The sequence below is a fragment of the Stenotrophomonas indicatrix genome (assembly GCA_041545745.1).
GTDB lineage: Bacteria > Pseudomonadota > Gammaproteobacteria > Xanthomonadales > Xanthomonadaceae > Stenotrophomonas > Stenotrophomonas indicatrix_A.
Genome location: CP168152.1, coordinates 596775 through 615526 on the forward strand (window position 1 = coordinate 596775; position 18752 = coordinate 615526).

Here is an 18752-nt window from a genome sequence, read left to right on the forward strand (position 1 = left end):
TTTGTCAGATCAGTTGGCTAGTGTAATCCCAGCCACGTATGGGAATCGTTTCCATAGCCCCAACGCTGCCTGACCGGCGCGATGTCAGGACCGGGCGTGATGTCAGACCGGGCGCGATGTCAGGACCGGGCGGTCCTGCGTCTGCCAGTAGCGCGCCTGGGCGCACCTGGCAGCGGTGCCAGCAGCGCCTCCAGGTCGGCAGCGTCGAAGCGTGGCGCGGCGCTGCCACCGTTCTCCAGGATTGCCTCGGCCAGAGCCGCCTTTCGCTGCTGCAGGTCTGCGATCCGTTCCTCGATGCTGCCGGTGGCGATCAGCTTGTATACGAACACCGGTTGGTCCTGGCCAATGCGGTGGGCGCGGTCGGTGGCTTGATTCTCGGCAGCCGGATTCCACCAGGGATCGAAATGGATGACGGTGTCGGCCGCGGTCAGGTTCAGGCCCACACCGCCGGCCTTCAGGCTGATCAGGAACACTGGAACCTCGCCCTGCATGAAGCGCTGCACTGGCGTGACCCTGTCCTGGGTATCGCCGGTCAACTCGACGTAGGCCAGGCCAAGTTCCTGCAGCGCCTGGCCGATCAAGGCCAGCATGCCCGTGAACTGCGAGAACAGCAGGATGCGGCGGCCTTCCTCGACCATCTCCGGCAGCATGTCGCGCAGCAGGTCCAGCTTGGCCGAGCCCGCATCGCGCGCGGCGCTGTCACCGGGCAGAAGGCGCGGATCGCAGCACACCTGCCGCAGTTTCAGCAGCGCATCGAGCACCACGATATGGCTGCGCCCAAGGCCATTGCTGCTGATCGCCTCGCGCACTTTCTTTTCCATCGCCGCGCGTACGGTCTCGTAGAGATCGCGTTGCCCGCCTTCCAGCGCAACGGTACGGGTGATGATCGTTTTGGGTGGCAGTTCGGTGGCGACCTGGTCCTTGCGTCGGCGCAGCATGAACGGTCGTACCCGCTTTGCCAGCAGCTTCGCACGCTGCTGGTCGCTGCCGCGTTCGATGGGATAGCGCCAATGCTGGTTGAACTGTTTCTCGCTTCCCAGCAGGCCGGGCAGCAGGAAATCGAACTGCGTCCACAGCTCGCCCAGGTGGTTTTCCAACGGCGTGCCGGTCAGGCACAGTCGATGATCGGCGTGCAGTGTGCGCAGGGTGATCGCCGCGCGCGACTTCGGGTTCTTTACCTGCTGGGCTTCATCCAGGATCAGCAGGTGATAGGTGTTTGCCTGCAATGCCTGTTCGTCGCGCCAGAGCAGGGGATAGGTGGTCAACACCAGGTCGTGCTCTGGAATCTGCGCGAACAATGCCTCGCGGCCTGCACCATGCAGGGCCAGCACACGCAGATCGGGCGCGAAGCGCGTGGCTTCGCTCTGCCAGTTGTGCAGCAACGAGGTGGGCATGACCACCAGTGCCGGTCGCTGCAGTCGGCCCGCTTCCTTTTCCATCAGTACGTGGGCCAGCGTCTGCAGGGTCTTGCCCAGGCCCATGTCGTCGGCCAGCACGCCGCCGAGCTGTTGCTGGCGCAGATACTGCAGCCACGCCAAGCCCTCAAGCTGGTAGGGACGCAGCGTTGCGGCCAGTCCGGCAGGTGGCGCCACCGGCGCAGGTGCCGGCGCGTCCAGCAGCCTCTGCACCAGCGCGCGCGTATCGCGCTGCCCCTTGAACTGCAGGCGTGCGTCATCCTGCAATGCGCGCAGGCGACCGCGGTCATGCGCAGATACGCGCAACGGCTCGCCACGTTGCCCGAACAGGTCAGCCAGCAGGGTGATCACCGGCTTCAACCGCCCGGCGCGGAAGGCCAGGCGGGTGTTGTCTGCCGCAGAGAGCAGGATGTTCTCATCATCGGCGATCGCATCGATCTGCCCCCGCATCCAGCGCGGGTCGGTCTGCAGCAACTGTTGCAGCAAAGGGGCAAGCGGCACGCTGCGATCGTCAACCTGGATATCCAGGGCCAGATCGAACCAGCCCTCCTCCTTCGGATCGGGTTGGATCTCGACGCCGATGTCTTCCACCCGGGTGATGCGATGGCGGAAATCGTCGTCCGCCTCCACTTTCCAGCCCAGCGCTTCCAGTCGCGGTACTTCGTCCAGCAGGAATCGGGTCCAGTCATAGGTGCGCAGCTGGAACTGCGGGCCTGCCCCCTCCAGGGCCGCACGAGGCTGCAGATCGCGGTGCAGCTGGGCACTACGCAGTTCGCGCTCGCGCCGTGTTTCCTCGGCCATGTCGCGTGGCAGCAGGGCCAGGTGCCCCTCTGCATCGTGGACGAACAGGCTGGGGTCATCCAGATAGCGCACGTGTTCGTCATATTCGAAAGCCACGGTGGCGACGTCCGCCCACTGCGACGGATCGCGGCGGCTGAGCCACGCCGGACGGAACTCGACGGTGTGCAGGCGCAGCACCGGCGTCATCGTGCTGATCTGCAGGGTAACCAGGCTGTCGCCCGCACCCGGGCGGGGCAGCGCCGGATCCATCCGCTGCAGCATCTGCGCCACTACCGGTTCTTCACTGGGAAGCAGGTGGGGCAGGCTCAGGAATACATCGGCGTCTTCGGTCCTGACGTCCAGCAGCAAGGGACCTACCTCGCCACTGACCGGGTCCAGGTAGCACGCCGCATGGCCCATCACCAGGCCTTCGGCACCACCTTCCACCTGCAGCGAAGGGATCGAGAGCAGGGCGCCCTGGACCTCTTCCCCGGCCCAGCACACGTGCCCCCGGCGCGGAGGCCCCGGGCGGGCGGGTACGGGAGTGTGGGACTTGCAGGCTACCCAGCCGTTGCCGCCAGCCACGATCAGGTCGAGCGTAGCATCGATGTCGATGCGGGCTTCAGGCTTCGATGACTGTTTTTCCGCCCACAACTGCACCATCACGGCCAGATCGGACTGGGTGAGGGAGGCCGGTGGATCCAGCAGCAGGTCCGGGGTGATCTCCATCCACTTGCCGGATTCCATAGCGCCATCGGCGCTGTATTTGACGCGGCGGAGCAGTATGGAGGGCCGGTGGCCGATGGTGGACAGTTCGAAGATGACGCCGCTTCTACGGGGCTTGCGCGGCTGGCTGCGCGCACTTTGCCAACGCGACAGCTCTGCCAGCAGTTCCGGTCGCGGCGGCAGGTCCAGGTCCTGCCCGGTGAGTGCGGTACTGTCGTCGGGCACAGCTGGATCCAGCAGCAAGGTCACCAGCACGGCGGCCCCGTGCTTGCAGTTCCGGCCAACCGGGCACGAACAGTTGCTCTGCAGCCGGCTGCGCGACGTGCGCGTGCTGGCCGCCAGATCTATTTCCACCTGATAAGGATGCCGGGCCGAACCCTGCACCTCGGCCGTGAGCAGGTCGCCGTGACGCTGCAGTTTGCGTACACCGGCCAGGCATTGCTCGCTCCTGCCGAGTGTCCTTTCGTCGAACCAGCGGAACAGGTCTTCGTCGGTGTAGTTCACGGCCATCGTTGCCAGGGGACAGGTACACGGGCACCTGCGTTCAAGGGGGGGATCGTCATTCTAACCAGAGCGGGCAACCTGGCCGGGAATGCTGCGGCGCATCCAGGCCATTGAGGGGCGTGCAGCTAGAATGCCTTCAATCCTTATCAAGCAGGGCAGTACAGCGATGCAGCAATCGACTTCCAGCGGCACGCGCAGCAAGCGTTTCGCCTCTGCGGCGCAGGCCCTGCAGGGCGTGGTTGCCGATGGCCAGGTTCTGGCCGTGGGTGGCTTCGGCCTGTGTGGCATTCCCGAAGCCCTGATCGCCGCGCTGCGCGACAGCGGGGCCAAGGGCCTGACCGTTATCTCCAACAATGCTGGCGTGGATGGCTTCGGTCTGGGTCAGCTGCTGGAAACCCGGCAGATCAAGAAGATGATTTCGTCGTACGTCGGCGAGAACAAGGAATTCGAACGGCAGTTTCTGGCCGGCGAGCTGGATCTGGAATTCAATCCGCAGGGCACCCTGGCCGAGCGCCTGCGTGCAGGCGGTGCGGGTATTCCGGCGTTCTTCACCGCCACCGGTTACGGCACGGTGGTGGCCGAAGGCAAGGAAACCCGTGAGTTCGATGGCAAGCACTATGTGATGGAAACCGCGCTTCGCGCCGACGTTGCCCTGGTCAAGGCCTGGAAAGCCGACGAGGCCGGCAACCTGGTGTTCCGCAAGACCGCACGCAACTTCAACCCGGCCTGTGCGATGGCCGGCAAGGTCTGCATCGTGGAAGTGGAGGAGGTGGTGCCGGTCGGCAGCATCGATCCGGACCAGGTGCACCTGCCGGGCATCTACGTGCACCGCATCGTGCACAACCCCACCCCTGAAAAACGTATCGAACAGCGCACCATCCGTGCGGAGGGCAACTGACATGGCATGGACCCGCGATGAGATGGCGGCGCGCGCTGCGCGTGAACTGACCGATGGCGCCTACGTGAACCTGGGCATCGGCCTGCCGACGCTGGTGGCCAATCACATTCCCGATGGCGTGGACGTGTGGCTGCAATCGGAAAACGGCCTGCTGGGCATCGGCCCGTTCCCGACCGAGGCCGAGGTGGACGCCGACCTGATCAATGCCGGCAAGCAGACGGTGACCGCGCGCGCTGGTGCCAGCTACTTCGGCAGCCATGACAGCTTTGCGATGATCCGCGGTGGTCACGTCAACCTCGCCATCCTCGGTGCGATGCAGGTGACCGACAAGGGTGACCTGGCCAACTGGATGGTGCCCGGCAAGATGGTCAAGGGCATGGGCGGTGCGATGGACCTGGTGGCCGGCGTACAGCGGGTGGTGGTGCTGATGGAGCACACCGCCAAGAACGGCGAACACAAGATCCTGGCCGAATGCACGCTGCCGTTGACCGGCGTGGGCGTGGTCGACCGCATCATCACCGACCTGGCGGTATTCGATGTGACCGATGCCGGTCTGGTGCTGGTGGAGACTGCGGCGGGCGTGGGTGAGGATGAGTTGAAGGAAAAGACTGGCGTTGCGTTCCGCTGATGGGCATCGGTCCCGTGCCCCGCAGGGCCAGCATCAGTGCTGGTCCTGCGGCGCCGCGATAACGTAGCCTGCGTTGATCACGATGTCCGGCAACAGCTGGGCAAGCGCTCCGGACGCATCCATTGCGTTGAGTTCGCTGGGATAGAGATGCGCATCCAACAGAGGTCTGAGGGCTTCTGTTCGCACCCAGGCAGCGCGGACGATTCGTGGCATTGGGCGCTGAGCCAGTCCCAGGCGGGTCGCCCAGCGAAGATGGCTGCTGCAGACATCGGCGCCTTCCGGCGCGGATATCGGCATCATCCCCAGCGACGGCCGTTGCGTGAATTCCTCAAGCGCCTCTTTTATCGCGCCCGCTGTCGGCATGTGCTGCGGGACGGCTTTCCCGCGCATGTCCAGCCAGCATGCCAGCAGAGCGCCCTCCGAGGGATGCTCCTGCAGTAGTTGAAGCAGGCTGGTCAACGCATTGCCGGCATGACCGATGACCTCGGCCGGTGCGTTCTGCGGGCGCAGGGCGGCAGGCACGAACAAGCGATACTGCACCCCGAGGTCGCCCGCAGCAGTGCACACCGCGGCGATCGCATCGGGATCGTCAAGCAGGACCATCAAGCAGGCTCGCCCCTGACCCGGCGGTGGGGCCGGGGACAAAGCCTCGCGCGTCGCCTGCAGCCATGCATGCCCCAGCCGCGCGTCTGGCTCGAGCACCGCTCCCTCGGCCCATTCGTTCCAAGCGTTGATGAAGACCATGCGTTGCTTTGCCGGTACTGCCGACAGCCGCTGATGCACCGTGGTACGCAGCCAGTCGCGGTAGCCGCGTGGCGATGCATGCAGGTAGACCCGGCCGCGGCCGGAGCGTCTGGCTTCGTTGTCCCAGCCCGGGTTCACGCCGGGATAGAGCGGATAGTCCGGCAACGGGCGGGCGCCGATCTCGGCCGCGAGTTCACGCCAGTCGCGCACGTCGCCATTGAAATCGGGATTGAGCAGCCACTGCCGCGCCGACAGCGAGGAAGGGTTGCTCATGTTTGGAGGGAATTCGACGGCAGCGTCGAATCCGATGTCACGGGGGTCGGGGCGTTCAAAGCCTTGAACGTAGGCCAGATGGACCTCGCCCACGCCATTCTCGCGGCACCAGCGGCGCCACCGGTCGGCGGTGGCACGTGCATCGGGCAGCAGATGTGGCCGGTACACCAGCAACATCGGCCGACCGTCGACCTTCAGGGCGCGACGGTCACGTAGATAGGGCGCGATGTGGGCGATGAAGGCCAGATCGTCTTCGGCGCTGTGCTGCTGGCCGATCAGGATGTCGTCGTCGCGCCCGTCCCAGCGGCGTGCCCAGTTCTCGTTGGCCCAGCACAGGCAGAACGGCAGGTCGATGCTGTCGTCGTCCAGCCACTGGCGCAGCGGGTCCTCCATCAACGTGCGGCCGCTGAACCAGTAGTAGTAGAAGCAGAACGCGCCGATGCCATACTCCGCAGCCAAACGCGCCTGGTCACGCATCACCTGCGGATTGCGCAGGTCGTAGAAACCCAGATCGGCAGGCAGGCGTGGCTGCACATGGCCTTCGAACTGCGGCAGGGCGCGGGTGACATTGCGCCATTCGGTGAAGCCCTTGCCCCACCAGGCATCGTTTTCCGCAAACGTGTGGAACTGCGGCAGGTAGAACGCCACCAGGGTTGCCGGCAGCGGCGAGGGCAGCGTGCCCTCGCGCCAGGCAACGTGGCCGATCGCGGGCTCGTCCGCACGCCAACGCAGCTGCGCAGCGGCGCTCGGTCCACCAGCGTTCTGCTGTCCTTTGGGCGGTGGCGGCACCCAGTCGCCATGGCGGGCCAGAAGGCGGGTGCGCAAACGGTCACGCTGCCCCTGCGACAGCGGCAGCGCCCGGAAAGCTGCACGCAGCAGCGGGAACAGCGCCTGACGCAAGCGGCTGTTGGTCATCGTGCGCATTCCGGCAGCGGGGTACGGAAACTCGGTGTCGTGTGATGGGCATTGGTCATGACCCATTTTCGGGGTTGGCGGCCACGGCGGCAAACCCGCCCGTGCTAGCGTTGCCTTATGCTGTTCCCGACCCATCTTCCCGACGCTGACATCCGCCACGTGCCGGGCTGGCTGCCGGTGCCTGAAGCCGACGTACTCAACGAAGCGCTGCAAGCCGAAATCCCTTGGGAAACCCACCGCATCCGCATGTTCGGCAACTGGGTGGATTCACCACGGCTGAGCTGCTGGATCGGCGACCCGCAGGCGCGCTACCGCTATTCAGGTGCCGAGTTCGTGCCCCATCCGTGGCCGCCGCGGCTGTCCGCGCTGCGCGACCGGCTGCAGGCCGAGGGCCTCGGCCGCTTCAACAGCGTACTGCTCAACCGCTACCGCGGCGGAGGCGACTACATGGGCTGGCACAGCGACGACGAGCCCGAGCTGGGGCCGGCGCCTTTGATTGCTTCGTTGAGCCTCGGCGCGGCACGGCGGTTCCTGCTGCGCCGTCGTGATGACACCACGCGCAAGGCGGAGTTCCTGCTGGCTCATGGCGACCTGCTGCTGATGGGCGGCGCTACCCAGCGCCACTACCAGCACGCTTTGCCCAAGATGGCGCGGGTGCAGGGCGAACGCATCAACCTTACATTCCGCTGGATCACGCCGCGGACCTGACGACGGTCCCGGAAGATTCATCCACGCATGGCGTGGATCTACCCGTTTCGCAGGACCAGGCCCGGCGCAATCAGCGGAAACAGATCAGCGCTTCAGCGCCTGCTTGTCATTCTGCCCGCTGGTCAGCGTCCAGCCCACCACGTCATGTGCCACCTGCTGCAGGCCACGCTCGAAGGCGGCGGCCACTGCCGACACATCGGTGCTGCCCACCGGCTGCAGCTGGCGGAAGGTGCGGTCGGCGACCACGCGCTGGTTGGTGACGTCGATCAGCTTGGCGTTGATCTCGATGACGACCGTCGGCGTTGCCTGGCCCTGGTAATCCGATTCGAAGCGACGGATGTCGGTGGACAGCTTGTAGTCGGCGCGGATGCCGGCGGCAACGCGGGCCACGCCGTGGATGCGGCCGGAATCCTCGAAGCCACGCAGCAGGGTGTCTTCGATCATGTCGGTGGCCGGCTGTGCCCAGCTGGCACCCTTGTAGATCTCCAGCTCCGACGGTGTCGGCCGCACGTTGATGCGCGGGCTGTCGACCATGCGCGCGGCGCTGGGCTTGGCCAGCACCAGTTGCCAGTCGGCCTGCGGCCAGCTGGGGTCGACCTTGACCTGCACGGCCGGCGAATACAGGGTGACGGGGTTCTTGTCGCCGCTGCCGAGGATCGAGCAGCCACCCAGCAGGGTGGCCAGCGACGCTGCCAGCAACAGGCGCGGAAGGGTGGTCGGGCTCATTTGGGTTCGAACTCCTTCGGGGCGTCGCGGCCGAGCAGGTAGCGCGCGGGGTTGTTCTCGAGACGGTCGCTGACCCGGCGCAGGTCGCGTATCAGGCCACGCAGTTCACCCAGCGTCGGGCCGAGCTGGCCGAGGCCGTCATTGGCGAAGCTGTTGATGGCGGCGCGATTCTCGCCGAGGATCGAATCAGCATTGCCGGCGGCCGAATCAAGCTTGGCCAGGGTTGCATCGAGCTTGTCGATGATGCCCGGCAGCTGCTGCACCAGGTTCTTGTCCAGGCGCTCGATGGTGCCGTTGGTGGTCTTCAGGGTGGTGTCCAGGCTGCGCGCGGCATCGCGCGCGCTGAGCAGCAGCGACTGCGTCCCTTGGTCGCGGTCGGCCAGGCCGCCACTGATCGTTTCCAGGTTGGCCAAAGTGGCGTTGATCGAGGCGACGTTGCGGTCGCTGAGGATCTGGTCCATGCGCTCGACGATGCGGTTGGCCACGTCGGTGATGTTCTGCAGCGCCGACGGCGTGGTCGGGATGATCGGTGCCGGGTCCTTGTTGACCGTGGTCAGCGCCGGCGACTGCGGCGTGCCGCCGCTGAGCTGGATGATCGACGGGCCGGTCAGGCTGGTGATCGCCAGCTTGGCGCGGGTATCGGTCTTGACCGGCGTGGTCGAGTTCAGGCGGATGCGTGCGACCACCTGGCGCGGATCGTCCGGCACCAGGTTCAGTTCGGTGATCGAGCCCACCGCGATGCCGTTGTACTGCACCGGGCTGCCGACCGACAGGCCGGTCACTGCTTCGCGGAACACCACGCGGTATTCCTGCCAGGTGCGGTCGGAGGAGTACTTGGCGGCCCATAGGCCGAAGGCCAGCAGGGCCAGGCCGGTGATCAGGGTGAACGCGCCGATCAGCACGTAGTTGGCTTTTGTTTCCATGGCTCAGGCACTCTCGATCTGTTCGCCACGCGCGGCGCGCGCGCGGGGTCCGTGGAAGTATTCCTGGATCCACGGATGATCCAGTCTCTCGATTTCCGGCAGCGGCGCATTGGCCACCACCTTGCGGTCGGCGATGACCGCCACCCGGTCGCAGATGGCATACAGCGTGTCCAGGTCGTGGGTGATCAGGAACACGGTCAGCCCCAGCGCTTCCTGCAGGGTCTTGATCAGGCGGTCGAACGCGGCCGCACCGATCGGGTCCAGACCGGCGGTGGGTTCATCCAGGAACAGCAGCGGCGGATCCAGCGCCAGCGCCCGTGCCAGGCCGGCGCGCTTGCGCATGCCGCCAGACAACTGCGAGGGCAGCTTGTTGATCGCATCGGCGGGCAGTCCGGCCAGTTTCACCTTCAGCAGGGCCAGTTCGTAATGCCAGCGCTCGGGCAGTTCACGGTGGTGTTCCTTCAATGGCACCTGCACGTTCTCGCCGACGGTCAGCGACGAGAACAGGGCGCCGTCCTGGAACAGCACGCCGGTGTTGCGCTCGATATGCAGGCGGCTCTCGGCATCATCGGCGCGTGCGTCGCGGCCAAGGACCTCGATCTGCCCTTCATCGGGCACACGCAGGCCCAGGATCGAGCGCATCAGCACCGATTTGCCGGTGCCCGAACCGCCCACCACGCCAAGGATTTCGCCACGGCGCACGTCCAGGTCCAGCCCTTCGTGCACGGTCTGGCTGCCAAAGCGGTTGACCAGCCCACGCACGCGGATGGCCAGGTCGTGGCCTTCGTCGTCCTGCATGGGCACTTCTTCGGGGGTCGGATGCGTGCTCATGTCACCAGTCCATATGCATGAACCACAACGCCGCGAAGGCGTCGATGATGATCACCAGCGAAATCGTCTGCACCACGCTGGAGGTGGTGCGCTCGCCAACCGACTGCGCGGTGCCTTCCACCTTCAGGCCTTCCAGGCAGCCGATCAGGCCGATCACCAGCGCAAATACCGGCGCCTTGGACAGGCCCACCAGCATGTGCCGCACTTCCATCGTGTCGTGCATGCGCGCGATGTACATCTGCGGCGGAATGTCGAGGTCGAACGCGCCGACGGTGATGCCGCCAGCCAGGCCGGCGACCATCGCGATGAAGGTCAGCAGCGGCAGCGTCACCAGCAGCGCGACCAGGCGCGGCAGCACCAGCAGGTCGATGGGGTCGAGCCCGAGGGTGCGCATCGCATCGACTTCCTCGCGTGCCTTCATCGCACCGATCTGCGCGGTGAAGGCACTGGCGGTGCGGCCGGCCAGCACGATCGCGGTCAGCAGCACGGCGAATTCGCGCAGGAAGGCGATGTTGACCAGTTCGACCACGAAGATCTCCGCGCCGAAATCGCGCAGGATGGTCGAGCCAAGGAAGGCGATCACTGCGCCGACCAGGTAGGACAGCAGCGCGACCAGTGGCACCGCGTCCAGCCCGACCTGTTCCATCTGGTGCACGGTCGCGGTCAGGCGGAAACGTCGGGGTTCCTTGACCAGGCGTGCGGCCTTGACCAGGTTCTCACCGAGGAAGCTGCACAGCGCCTTGATGTTGTGGCCCGTGGCATGGACGCTGACGCCCAGCCGCTCCAGCGCCGCCAGCACGCCGAAGTCACGCTTCGGCTTCGGACGGTCGTCGGCCACTTCTTCGATGGTGCACACCAGCGCCTGGTGGTCCGGGCGGAACCGCAGTGCGTCTTCGCTCAGGTCAGCGCGATGGGCGACGCGCAGCACCTGCAGCACGCCGGCCGAGTCGAGCAGCTCGATGCCGGTGGCGTCGATGCCGGTCAGCGTGTCCGGAACGCCACGCAGCACGTCGGCCGCGGCCAGCGCGGTCTTCAGGGTCCAGTGGCCGGACAGCCGGATCAGTCCCGGATCCTGAGCGTCCTGTTCGAGCTGGGGGGCGTGGGTCGGGGTCATGGGGGCCATTCGGGTCGCAGCATAACCGTTCTGAATTGCACGTCGCGTCGAACCAGGATGAATTTCTCCAGCAGAGCCTGACGTAGGTAATACTACGGCGCATGTCCGCAGACGCTCACACGATCCCCACGCCCCAGGCCACCTACGCGCAGCGCGTGGCCTTTGTTTCCGAGATCGCCGGCCGCCTGCACAGCTACGGCACAACGGCCCAGCGCCTGGAAGCGGCGGTGGTTGCATTGGCCCGGCAGCTCGATCTGGATTGTGAACCGTGGTCGAACCCCACCGGCATCATCCTCAGTTTCAGCGATCCGGCGCAGGCCATCGGCTCCAGTGACATCACCCGGGTGATCCGGCTGGCGCCCGGCGAGAACGACCTGCACAAGCTCAGCGTGGCTGACGGAATCGCCGAGGAAGTGGCCAACGGCCGCATGAGCATCGCCCAGGGCCACACCGCGCTGCGCCAGCTGGACAAGGATCCGGGCCGACGCGGCAAGCTGCGCACCATCCTGTCCTTCACCCTCGGTGCGGCCGGCGTGGCGGGCATGTGGAAGCTGCCGTGGCTGGATATCGCCACGGCCGGCGTCATCGGCCTGTTGATCGGCCTGCTCGGCATGGTCACCGACAAGCGCCCGGCCAGCCGCGAAGCGGCCGAAGCGCTGGCGGCGCTGCTGGCCGGCCTGGTCGCCACCGTGGTTGCCACGTTCGTGGGCGCCCTGAATCTCAACACGGTGATCATCGCTTCGCTGGTGGTGCTGTTGCCGGGCATGTCACTGACCAATGCGGTCAATGAGCTGGCCAGCCAGCACTGGGTGTCCGGCACGGCGCGCTTTGCCGGCGCGCTGACCACGATCATGAAGCTCAGTGTCGGCGCGATGATCGCGGTGACCCTGGCCGATGTGCTGGGGCTGGACCCGATGATCCGTGCCTCGCGACCACAGGGGCCGTGGGTGGAGTGGGGCTCGTTGCTGACGGCGGCGTTCGCCTTCGCGATGTTGTTCAAGGCCAATCGTCGCGACTATCCGTGGGTGATCGCCGCCTCGGTGGCCGGTTACGCGATCTCCAAATTTGGTGGTCATGCCTGGGGTACGCCGGCCGGCATCTTCCTGTCGGCGATGCTGCTGACCGCTGGAGGCAACCTGTTCGGGCGCGTGGTCGGCCGACCCGGCGCGATCATCCGCTTGCCGGGCATCATCATGATGGTGCCTGGCAGCACCAGCCTGCGGGGCGTGCTGACCCTGGTCCAGCAACAGGACGTGGGTGCCGGCCAGGGCGTGTTCCTGACCGTGTTGAACGTGGTGATGGCGCTGGTCGCCGGCCTGCTGTTCGGCAACCTGCTGATGCCGGCGCGCAAGACGCTGTAGGTGTGGACCGTTGGTCCGCACACCCTTGAATGGTGTGGGTGTGGACCGTTGGTCCACACACCTTGAATGAAAAACGCCGGCTTCCGCCGGCGTTTTTCATTCCTGCTGCAGCCGGCCTCAGGCCTTCTTGATCAGGAAATCTTCCGGCTTCTTGCTGCCCTTGGCGGTCAGCTCGGCCATCCAGCGCGGCTGCTTGCCACGACCGGTCCAGGTTTCCTTCGGGTTGGCCGGGTTGCGGTACTTCGGCGCAACCTTGCCCAACTTGCGGCCGGCGGTCTTGGACGGGGCCTTGGTGGCCTTGGCGACCTTGCGCGCGCGCGGTGCGGGGGCACCGCCGAACAGTTCTTCGATGGTGTAACCCTCGGTCTTGGCCAGCTTGCTCAGCTGGGCACGTACCTTGGTGATCGGGCGACGCTTGGCGACGATGGTCTGCTGCTTCTTGGCTGTGCGGATCAATGCGCCCAGCTCACGTGCCGACAGGCCGGTCAGGTCGATACTCATCAACGATTACTCCAGAAACTAATTTAGGGACAGGGACGAGCCGGTCCGTGGCGTCGCGGAACAGAGTAATGAGGAATTAATCCCAGCACAAATAGTTGCGGTCACCGTCGGTCGGCTGGCTGGCCCGGTTGCGACCATTTTGACCGGATTATGTCCGCTGCGATTTTCCGGAGGCGGCCATCCGGCAAAAAAAGACCGGGGTATACCCCGGTCTTTTCCGATCAACCCTGCAGGCGCTGCAGCAGGGTGGCCTTGTCCAGGCTCTCCGCTTCGGCCGCGCGACGCGAGCGGTACTCGAAGGTGCCTGCGGCCAGGCCCCGCTCGCTGACCACCACGCGGTGCGGAATACCGATCAGTTCCATGTCGGCGAACATCGCGCCCGGGCGCAGGCCGCGGTCGTCCAGTGCGGCATCCAGACCGGCATCGCGCAGTTCCTGCAACAGACCTGCAGCCGCATCGGCCACGCCCGCGTCGCCCTTCGGATTGATCACGCAGACCACCACCTGCCAAGGCGCCATTGCGTCGGGCCAGATGATGCCGGCGTCATCGTGGTTCTGCTCGATGGCTGCGGCGACCACGCGCGAAATGCCGATGCCATAGCAGCCCATCGTCATCACCGCAGCCTTGCCATTCTCGTCCAGCACGGTGGCATCGAGCGCCTTCGCATAGGTGCGGCCCAGCTGGAACACGTGGCCGACTTCGATGCCGCGGGCGATTTTCAGTTCACCGCCGTCCAGCGCACGATCACCCGCGCGTACATTGCGGATGTCCGCCACTTCCGGTTCGGCCAGGTCGCGGCCCCAGTTGACGCCGGCCAGGTGGAAACCGGCCTCGTTGGCACCGACGACGAAGTCGGACATCGCCGCCACTTCGCGATCGGCAACCACACGGATAGGCTTGGACGGTGCAACCGGGCCAAGGAAGCCCGGCACGCTGCCGAGGTATTCGGCGATCTCTGCTTCGCTGGCAAAACGCTGCTCGTCCAGGCCGGCGACCTTGCCCAGCTTGATTTCGTTGACCTCGTGGTCGCCACGCACCAGCACCAGCACGAACTGCTGTGCCTTGCCTTCACCGGTGATCAGCGCCACCGACTTCACGGTGCGCTGCAGGTCGATGCCGAGCAGGGCGGCAACGTCTTCGCAGGTCTTCTGGGTCGGGGTTTCGACTTTGCGCAGTTGTTCGCTGGCCGCTGCGCGCGCGGCCGGATCGGCGGCAATGGCCGCTTCCATGTTGGCGGCGTAGTCCGAACCGGTGGAGAACACCAGCGCGTCTTCACCGGAGTCGGCGATCACGTGGAATTCCTGCGAGGCGTCACCGCCGATCGCACCGGAATCTGCCTGCACCATGCGGAAATCCAGACCCAGGCGGGTGAAGATGCGGCTGTAGGCCACCTTCATGTTTTCGTACTCACGCACGAGGTCTTCGTCGTGCAGGTGGAACGAATAGGCGTCCTTCATCAGGAATTCGCGCGCACGCATCACGCCGAAGCGCGGACGGATCTCGTCGCGGAACTTGGTCTGGATCTGGTAGAAGTTCACCGGCAGCTGCTTGTAGCTGGACAGCTCGCTGCGTGCGAAATCGCAGGCCGCTTCTTCGGCGGTGGGGCTGTAGCAGAAGGTCTGTTCCTTGCGGTCCTTTATCTTCAGCAGTTGCGGGCCGAACTTCTGCCAGCGGCCGGTCTGCTCCCACAGTTCTTTCGGCTGGATGGTCGGGATCTGGAATTCGACGGCACCGGCGCGGTCCATTTCCTCGCGGACGATGCGCTCGACCTTGCGCAGCACGCGCAGGCCCAGCGGCGACCAGGTGTACAGGCCGGACGCGAGCTTGCGGATCATGCCCGCGCGCAGCATCAGCCGGTGGCTGGTCAGCTCGGCGTCGCTGGGGGTTTCCTTGGTGGTGTGCAGGTGGAACTGGGAGAGGCGCATCGTCGGCTTCGGATTACGGCAGAGATACCTATTCTGCCAGCCCGGCCGGGGGAGGGGTATCGGCCGGGCGGCGCCCGGCACCCGCCGAATCAACATCAACGTCAACGTCAACGTCAGAAGCCGGGTTTCCTGTGGGATGGCGGGGTGGGTCCGGTTGCGGGGGACGCCGTGAATCCGTCCCTGGAGGCTTGGGCGCGCCATCCATGGCGCTTACACCCCCGCAACCGGACCCACCCCGCCTTCGACAGATCTCTGCAATCTGTCTGGACGGCGTGGCTGCTATTGGTAGGTGTCGACCTTGGTCGACAGTAGATCCACGCCATGCGTGGATGTTTTTCGTCCCGATTTCGAAATATTCGATTTCGATGGAGATTCATCCACGCATGGCGTGGATCTACTGGCCACCGGGAATCTGTCGAAGGCGGGGCACTGTGGGTTTGCGGGGTGTGAGCCGCATGGATGCGGCGCCCAAGCCTCCATGGACGGATTCACGGCGTCCCCGCTAACCTGCAGTGCCCCGCCAACCCGCAGAAAGCCGCCGTTGCAGTTGCTTTGGCCGTTGCCTCTGCGGGTGCCGGGCGCCGCCCGGCCGATACCCTCCCTTCAACCCGCCGGAGGGCAGTACGCCTTGATTGCTGCCTCGGCCAAGCCCTTCTGCGCGCTGCGCTGTTCCGGAGTAAGCGCGGTATCGGACTTGCCGTCGCCGTCGGTGTCCTGCATCACCGGGCCGCTGCCCTCCAGCAGCGCCACGTTGGCCCGGGCGGTGCTGCATTGTTCCGGCACCGGCGCGGCGGTAGGCTCCGGTGCCGCGTTCGTCGCCGGTGTCCTGGCCTGGGCGCGGGTTTCGTACCTGGCCCCGGCCGGCGGCGTTTCCGAATACTGGGTCACGCCCTTGGCGTCCTTCCACTTGTAGACAGGGCCGGCCAGCGCAGTGGTACTGGCCAACAACAGCAGGCATCCCAGGCAGGACAGGGCACGCATGGCAAACTCCGCAGAATGGGCGTAGAACGCCGATTGCAGCATTGGCGCCGACCGCTGGCAAGTCGATTAAACTGGATTCCATGGACCCGATCACACCGCCGCCGCGTTCGCGCACGATTTACCTGCTGCCCAACCTGTTCACCACGGCTGGGCTGTTCTCTGGCTTCTACGCCATCATCGCCGCGGCCAACGGGGATTTCGTCAATGCCAGCATCGCCGTGTTCGTGGCGGCGGTGATGGATGGCCTCGACGGTCGTGTTGCGCGTCTGACCGGCACCAGCAGCGAGTTCGGCGTGCAGTACGACTCGCTGGCCGATCTGGTCAGCTTCGGCATGGCGCCGGCCCTGGTGATGTACCACTGGTCCCTGTCGGAACTGAAATACGACGGTGAGCTGGTCGGTCGCCTGGGCTGGGCGGTGGCGTTCCTGTACGCCGCCTGCGCGGCGCTGCGCCTGGCCCGCTTCAATACCCAGGTAGCCGTGGTCGACAAAAGCTGGTTTGTCGGCCTGGCCAGCCCGGCCGCTGCCGGTCTGATGATGTCCTTCGTCTGGGCCTTCGCCGATGGCACGTTGGGCTGGAACGGTAACGAGCTGCGCTTCGTGGCGCTGGGGGTGACCCTTGTCGCCGCGCTGCTGATGGTCAGCCGCATCCGTTTCTGGAGCTTCAAGGGCGGCGCTGCCAAGGAGGGCGCGCGTTCGGACCGTGTCCCGTTCCTGGTGCTGGCGCTGGTGCCGATCGGCATCGCCATCGCGGTGATCGATCTGCCACGTGTGTTGCTCGTCGTCGGCATCCTGTACGCGCTTTCAGGCCCGGTGATGTGGGGCGTGCAGCGCCTGCGCAAGAAGCCCGAGGCAGCGTGAGCCAGGACCTGCCCGTGTTGTGGTCCCCGGCCCAGCAGGCCTGGCTGCAGGCCATGGGCTACACCGTCTATCACGACGGCCAGCTGGCTGCCGAAATGGACGCGGCATTGCAGCTGAGCGTGGCCGAAGCCGCGGCCTCGGCAGCCGTGCCAGTCGAGCCGACGCGTACGGCTCCGCCTTCGATGCAGCACGCCCCCAGCCAGCGCGACGCGGCGCCGGAACCTCGGCCCGAGCGGGCGCCACCACGCACTGCCGTGCCGGTGGCGGCGCCGGATACCGTACCGGCCGCGGCCCGTCCGCTGCCCGCCGGCAACGCGCGCCAGCCGCTGGTGCGCCTGCCTGACCGCCTGCAGATCGCGCTGTTGCGCGCCTCAGGCTGCAATCCCAACGACCCGGCCACGCAGACGCTGATGGACAGCTGGCCGCTGGAGCAACTGCGTCGCGACCCCGCTGCCAAGCGCGCGTTGTGGCCGCAGCTGCGAGCGCTGCGCAAGGGCGGAGCCGCATGAGTGCGGTCAGCCAGCCCGGGCCGGTGGTGATGCGTGCGCTGCGCGAGAGCGATCTCAACGCGGTGATGGCCATCGAAGTGCGTGGCTATCCCTATCCCTGGACCCGCGGCATTTTCCTGGATTGCCTGCGCGCCGGTTACCCCGGCCTGGCCATGGAGCGCGATGGCCTGTTGATCGGCTATGGCGTGCTCAGCCTCGCTGCCGATGAAGCCCATGTGCTGAACATCTGCATCGATCCGCTGGTGCAGTCGCGTGGGCTTGGCCGCCAGCTGCTGCGTGCACTGGTCCGTTTGGCCGGTGACCGAGGCGCGCAGCGGGTGTTCCTGGAAGTGCGTCCGTCCAATACTCCGGCCTTGGCGCTGTATCACAGTGAAGGCTTCAACGAGATCGGCCGGCGCCCTCGCTACTACCCTGCTGCGCAGGGGCGCGAAGATGCACTGGTGATGGCGATCGAGCTGGTGGACGGCGAGCTGGAGACAATGCCGCCGCTGTAATTGGCGTCGCGTGGCCGCTGCGCTCGCCGGGCATGGCCCGGCGCTACCGATGCGTTGTTTACGCCAACCGCAGCGCCAACACGCCAGCCACGATCAACGCTGCCGCTACCCAGCGGGCACGCGGTACCCGTTCGCGCAGCAGGAACACCGAGATCAGCAGCGCGAACAGGATCGACGATTCGCGCAGCGCCGACACCATGGCCACGGGCACCTGGGTCATCGCCCACAGCGCCATCGCATACGACGCGGTGGTGCCGATGCCGCCGACCATACCCAGCGGCCAGTGCTGGCGCGCATACGCCAGCAGCTTGCCGCGCTGCCGGTGCAGCGCCCATAGCGGCAACGGAATGCCCGACAGCAGGAACAGCCACAACGTATAGCTCAGCGCATGGCCGGACAGCCGTGCGCCCTGCGCATCGACCAGCGTGTAGGTGGCGATCATCGCGGCGGTCAGCAACGGCAGGCGCAGCTGGCCGCTGCGTACGCCGCGGACCATGCACAGGATGCCGCCGCTCACCAGGATCACACCGAGCCAGGCCGTAGGCGGCAGGCGTTCGCCGAGCACGGCGCCGGCCAGCGCAACGAGGAGGGGCGCGCAGCCGCGCATCATCGGATATGCCAGGCTCATGTCGACCTGCTGGTAGCAGCGTGCGACCAACGCGTAGTACGTCACCTGCAGCAACACCGATGCGCCCAGCCACGGCCAGCTTTCCGCGGCGGGGAAGGGCAGCCACGGCAAGGCGAACGCAGACAACAGCGCGGCGCTGCCGGTGACCAATACGGTGCCAAGGAACTTGTCCGGTCCGCGTTTGACGATCGCGTTCCAGCTGGCATGCAGTGCGGCGGCGGCGAGGACCAGCAGGAAGAGGGAAAGCGGCATCGGGTGATGATGCCAAAAGGCAGGGGTGGGTGCCGACTTTGGTCGGCACATCGTTT

The 18752-nt window shown here is 66.1% G+C and carries 17 protein-coding genes; 7 read left to right on the top strand and 10 right to left on the bottom strand.

Annotated features, from left to right (window positions below; translation table 11 throughout):
• Positions 1–119 precede the first annotated feature (119 nt).
• Positions 120–3431 (bottom strand): DEAD/DEAH box helicase, encoded by a 3312-nt coding sequence (locus ACEF39_RS02685; protein WP_500286878.1) that lies wholly within the window; start codon positions 3429–3431, stop codon positions 120–122.
• 160 nt (positions 3432–3591) lie between these two features.
• On the opposite strand from ACEF39_RS02685, the gene ACEF39_RS02690 reads away from it, so the two are divergent.
• Both ACEF39_RS02690 and ACEF39_RS02695 read left to right on the top strand, forming a co-directional pair.
• Positions 3592–4323 carry a CoA transferase subunit A gene (locus ACEF39_RS02690; RefSeq protein ID WP_312106455.1) on the top strand — a complete coding sequence of 244 codons (732 nt, stop codon included), beginning with the start codon at positions 3592–3594 and terminating at the stop codon, positions 4321–4323.
• A gap of 1 nt (position 4324) precedes the next feature.
• Complete coding sequence (locus tag ACEF39_RS02695) at positions 4325–4951, top strand: CoA transferase subunit B (RefSeq protein WP_500286879.1); 627 nt, start codon at positions 4325–4327, stop codon at positions 4949–4951.
• A 33-nt stretch (positions 4952–4984) separates the two neighbouring features.
• Here the strand turns inward: ACEF39_RS02695 and ACEF39_RS02700 are convergent, their stop codons facing one another.
• Complete coding sequence (locus ACEF39_RS02700; protein WP_500287956.1) at positions 4985–6892, bottom strand: glycoside hydrolase family 99-like domain-containing protein; 1908 nt, start codon at positions 6890–6892, stop codon at positions 4985–4987.
• A gap of 108 nt (positions 6893–7000) precedes the next feature.
• Here ACEF39_RS02700 and ACEF39_RS02705 point away from each other — a divergent pair, with 108 nt between their 5' ends.
• On the top strand, positions 7001–7591 hold the full coding sequence (locus ACEF39_RS02705) for an alpha-ketoglutarate-dependent dioxygenase AlkB family protein (protein WP_500286880.1): 591 nt from the start codon (positions 7001–7003) through the stop codon (positions 7589–7591).
• A gap of 84 nt (positions 7592–7675) precedes the next feature.
• Here the strand turns inward: ACEF39_RS02705 and ACEF39_RS02710 are convergent, their stop codons facing one another.
• Genes ACEF39_RS02710 through ACEF39_RS02725 form a run of 4 tightly spaced genes read right to left on the bottom strand, consistent with a single transcriptional unit; the run spans position 7676 to position 11194 of the window.
• The gene (locus ACEF39_RS02710) at positions 7676–8317 is read right to left on the bottom strand and encodes an ABC-type transport auxiliary lipoprotein family protein (protein ID WP_500286881.1); all 642 of its coding nucleotides are present in this window, start codon (positions 8315–8317) and stop codon (positions 7676–7678) included.
• A complete protein-coding gene (locus ACEF39_RS02715; RefSeq protein ID WP_100551507.1) occupies positions 8314–9240 on the bottom strand; it encodes an MlaD family protein in 927 nt (308 codons plus the stop codon). Before ACEF39_RS02715 ends, ACEF39_RS02710 begins: the two co-directional genes overlap by 4 nt.
• Before the next feature lie 3 nt (positions 9241–9243).
• Complete coding sequence (locus ACEF39_RS02720; protein ID WP_380658269.1) at positions 9244–10071, bottom strand: ABC transporter ATP-binding protein; 828 nt, start codon at positions 10069–10071, stop codon at positions 9244–9246.
• A 1-nt stretch (position 10072) separates the two neighbouring features.
• Complete coding sequence (locus ACEF39_RS02725) at positions 10073–11194, bottom strand: MlaE family ABC transporter permease (protein ID WP_500286882.1); 1122 nt, start codon at positions 11192–11194, stop codon at positions 10073–10075.
• Positions 11195–11286: 92 nt separating this feature from the next.
• On the opposite strand from ACEF39_RS02725, the gene ACEF39_RS02730 reads away from it, so the two are divergent.
• On the top strand, positions 11287–12546 hold the full coding sequence (locus ACEF39_RS02730; RefSeq protein WP_367786280.1) for a threonine/serine exporter family protein: 1260 nt from the start codon (positions 11287–11289) through the stop codon (positions 12544–12546).
• A 117-nt stretch (positions 12547–12663) separates the two neighbouring features.
• Here ACEF39_RS02730 and ACEF39_RS02735 read toward each other — a convergent pair whose 3' ends face one another.
• From ACEF39_RS02735 to ACEF39_RS02745, 3 genes are all read right to left on the bottom strand, one after another.
• On the bottom strand, positions 12664–13047 hold the full coding sequence (locus tag ACEF39_RS02735) for an H-NS histone family protein (RefSeq protein ID WP_500286883.1): 384 nt from the start codon (positions 13045–13047) through the stop codon (positions 12664–12666).
• 221 nt (positions 13048–13268) lie between these two features.
• Positions 13269–14972: a proline--tRNA ligase gene (locus ACEF39_RS02740; protein ID WP_500286884.1), complete on the bottom strand. Its 1704-nt coding sequence runs from the start codon at positions 14970–14972 to the stop codon at positions 13269–13271.
• 603 nt (positions 14973–15575) lie between these two features.
• Complete coding sequence (locus ACEF39_RS02745) at positions 15576–15953, bottom strand: DUF4124 domain-containing protein (RefSeq protein ID WP_500286885.1); 378 nt, start codon at positions 15951–15953, stop codon at positions 15576–15578.
• An 80-nt stretch (positions 15954–16033) separates the two neighbouring features.
• Here ACEF39_RS02745 and pssA point away from each other — a divergent pair, with 80 nt between their 5' ends.
• From pssA to rimI, 3 genes are read left to right on the top strand one after another with little or no spacing between them, the layout of a single operon-like run.
• A complete protein-coding gene (gene pssA, locus ACEF39_RS02750; protein WP_500286886.1) occupies positions 16034–16813 on the top strand; it encodes a CDP-diacylglycerol--serine O-phosphatidyltransferase in 780 nt (259 codons plus the stop codon).
• Complete coding sequence (locus ACEF39_RS02755; RefSeq protein WP_500286887.1) at positions 16810–17322, top strand: hypothetical protein; 513 nt, start codon at positions 16810–16812, stop codon at positions 17320–17322. The genes pssA and ACEF39_RS02755 overlap by 4 nt, the downstream gene beginning before the upstream one ends.
• On the top strand, positions 17319–17816 hold the full coding sequence (gene rimI, locus ACEF39_RS02760) for a ribosomal protein S18-alanine N-acetyltransferase (protein WP_500286888.1): 498 nt from the start codon (positions 17319–17321) through the stop codon (positions 17814–17816). The genes ACEF39_RS02755 and rimI overlap by 4 nt, the downstream gene beginning before the upstream one ends.
• A gap of 58 nt (positions 17817–17874) precedes the next feature.
• Here rimI and ACEF39_RS02765 read toward each other — a convergent pair whose 3' ends face one another.
• Positions 17875–18696, bottom strand: coding sequence for an EamA family transporter (locus tag ACEF39_RS02765; RefSeq protein ID WP_500286889.1), 822 nt, complete (start codon positions 18694–18696; stop codon positions 17875–17877).
• Between the last annotated feature and the right edge of the window lie 56 nt (positions 18697–18752).

Excerpts from the sequence above, each read along its gene's own strand:
- ACEF39_RS02735 (WP_500286883.1), bottom strand. The coding sequence starts at position 13,047 with ATGAGTATCGACCTGACCGGCCTGTCGGCACGTGAGCTGGGCGCATTG.
- ACEF39_RS02720 (WP_380658269.1), bottom strand. The coding sequence starts at position 10,071 with ATGAGCACGCATCCGACCCCCGAAGAAGTGCCCATGCAGGACGACGAA.
- ACEF39_RS02710 (WP_500286881.1), bottom strand. The coding sequence starts at position 8,317 with ATGAGCCCGACCACCCTTCCGCGCCTGTTGCTGGCAGCGTCGCTGGCC.
- ACEF39_RS02700 (WP_500287956.1), bottom strand. The coding sequence starts at position 6,892 with ATGCGCACGATGACCAACAGCCGCTTGCGTCAGGCGCTGTTCCCGCTG.
- ACEF39_RS02685 (WP_500286878.1), bottom strand. The coding sequence starts at position 3,431 with ATGGCCGTGAACTACACCGACGAAGACCTGTTCCGCTGGTTCGACGAA.
- ACEF39_RS02715 (WP_100551507.1), bottom strand. The coding sequence starts at position 9,240 with ATGGAAACAAAAGCCAACTACGTGCTGATCGGCGCGTTCACCCTGATC.
- ACEF39_RS02730 (WP_367786280.1), top strand. The coding sequence starts at position 11,287 with ATGTCCGCAGACGCTCACACGATCCCCACGCCCCAGGCCACCTACGCG.
- ACEF39_RS02725 (WP_500286882.1), bottom strand. The coding sequence starts at position 11,194 with ATGGCCCCCATGACCCCGACCCACGCCCCCCAGCTCGAACAGGACGCT.
- ACEF39_RS02705 (WP_500286880.1), top strand. The coding sequence starts at position 7,001 with ATGCTGTTCCCGACCCATCTTCCCGACGCTGACATCCGCCACGTGCCG.
- ACEF39_RS02695 (WP_500286879.1), top strand. The coding sequence starts at position 4,325 with ATGGCATGGACCCGCGATGAGATGGCGGCGCGCGCTGCGCGTGAACTG.
- ACEF39_RS02740 (WP_500286884.1), bottom strand. The coding sequence starts at position 14,972 with ATGCGCCTCTCCCAGTTCCACCTGCACACCACCAAGGAAACCCCCAGC.
- ACEF39_RS02745 (WP_500286885.1), bottom strand. The coding sequence starts at position 15,953 with ATGCGTGCCCTGTCCTGCCTGGGATGCCTGCTGTTGTTGGCCAGTACC.
- rimI (WP_500286888.1), top strand. The coding sequence starts at position 17,319 with ATGAGTGCGGTCAGCCAGCCCGGGCCGGTGGTGATGCGTGCGCTGCGC.
- ACEF39_RS02690 (WP_312106455.1), top strand. The coding sequence starts at position 3,592 with ATGCAGCAATCGACTTCCAGCGGCACGCGCAGCAAGCGTTTCGCCTCT.
- ACEF39_RS02765 (WP_500286889.1), bottom strand. The coding sequence starts at position 18,696 with ATGCCGCTTTCCCTCTTCCTGCTGGTCCTCGCCGCCGCCGCACTGCAT.
- pssA (WP_500286886.1), top strand. The coding sequence starts at position 16,034 with ATGGACCCGATCACACCGCCGCCGCGTTCGCGCACGATTTACCTGCTG.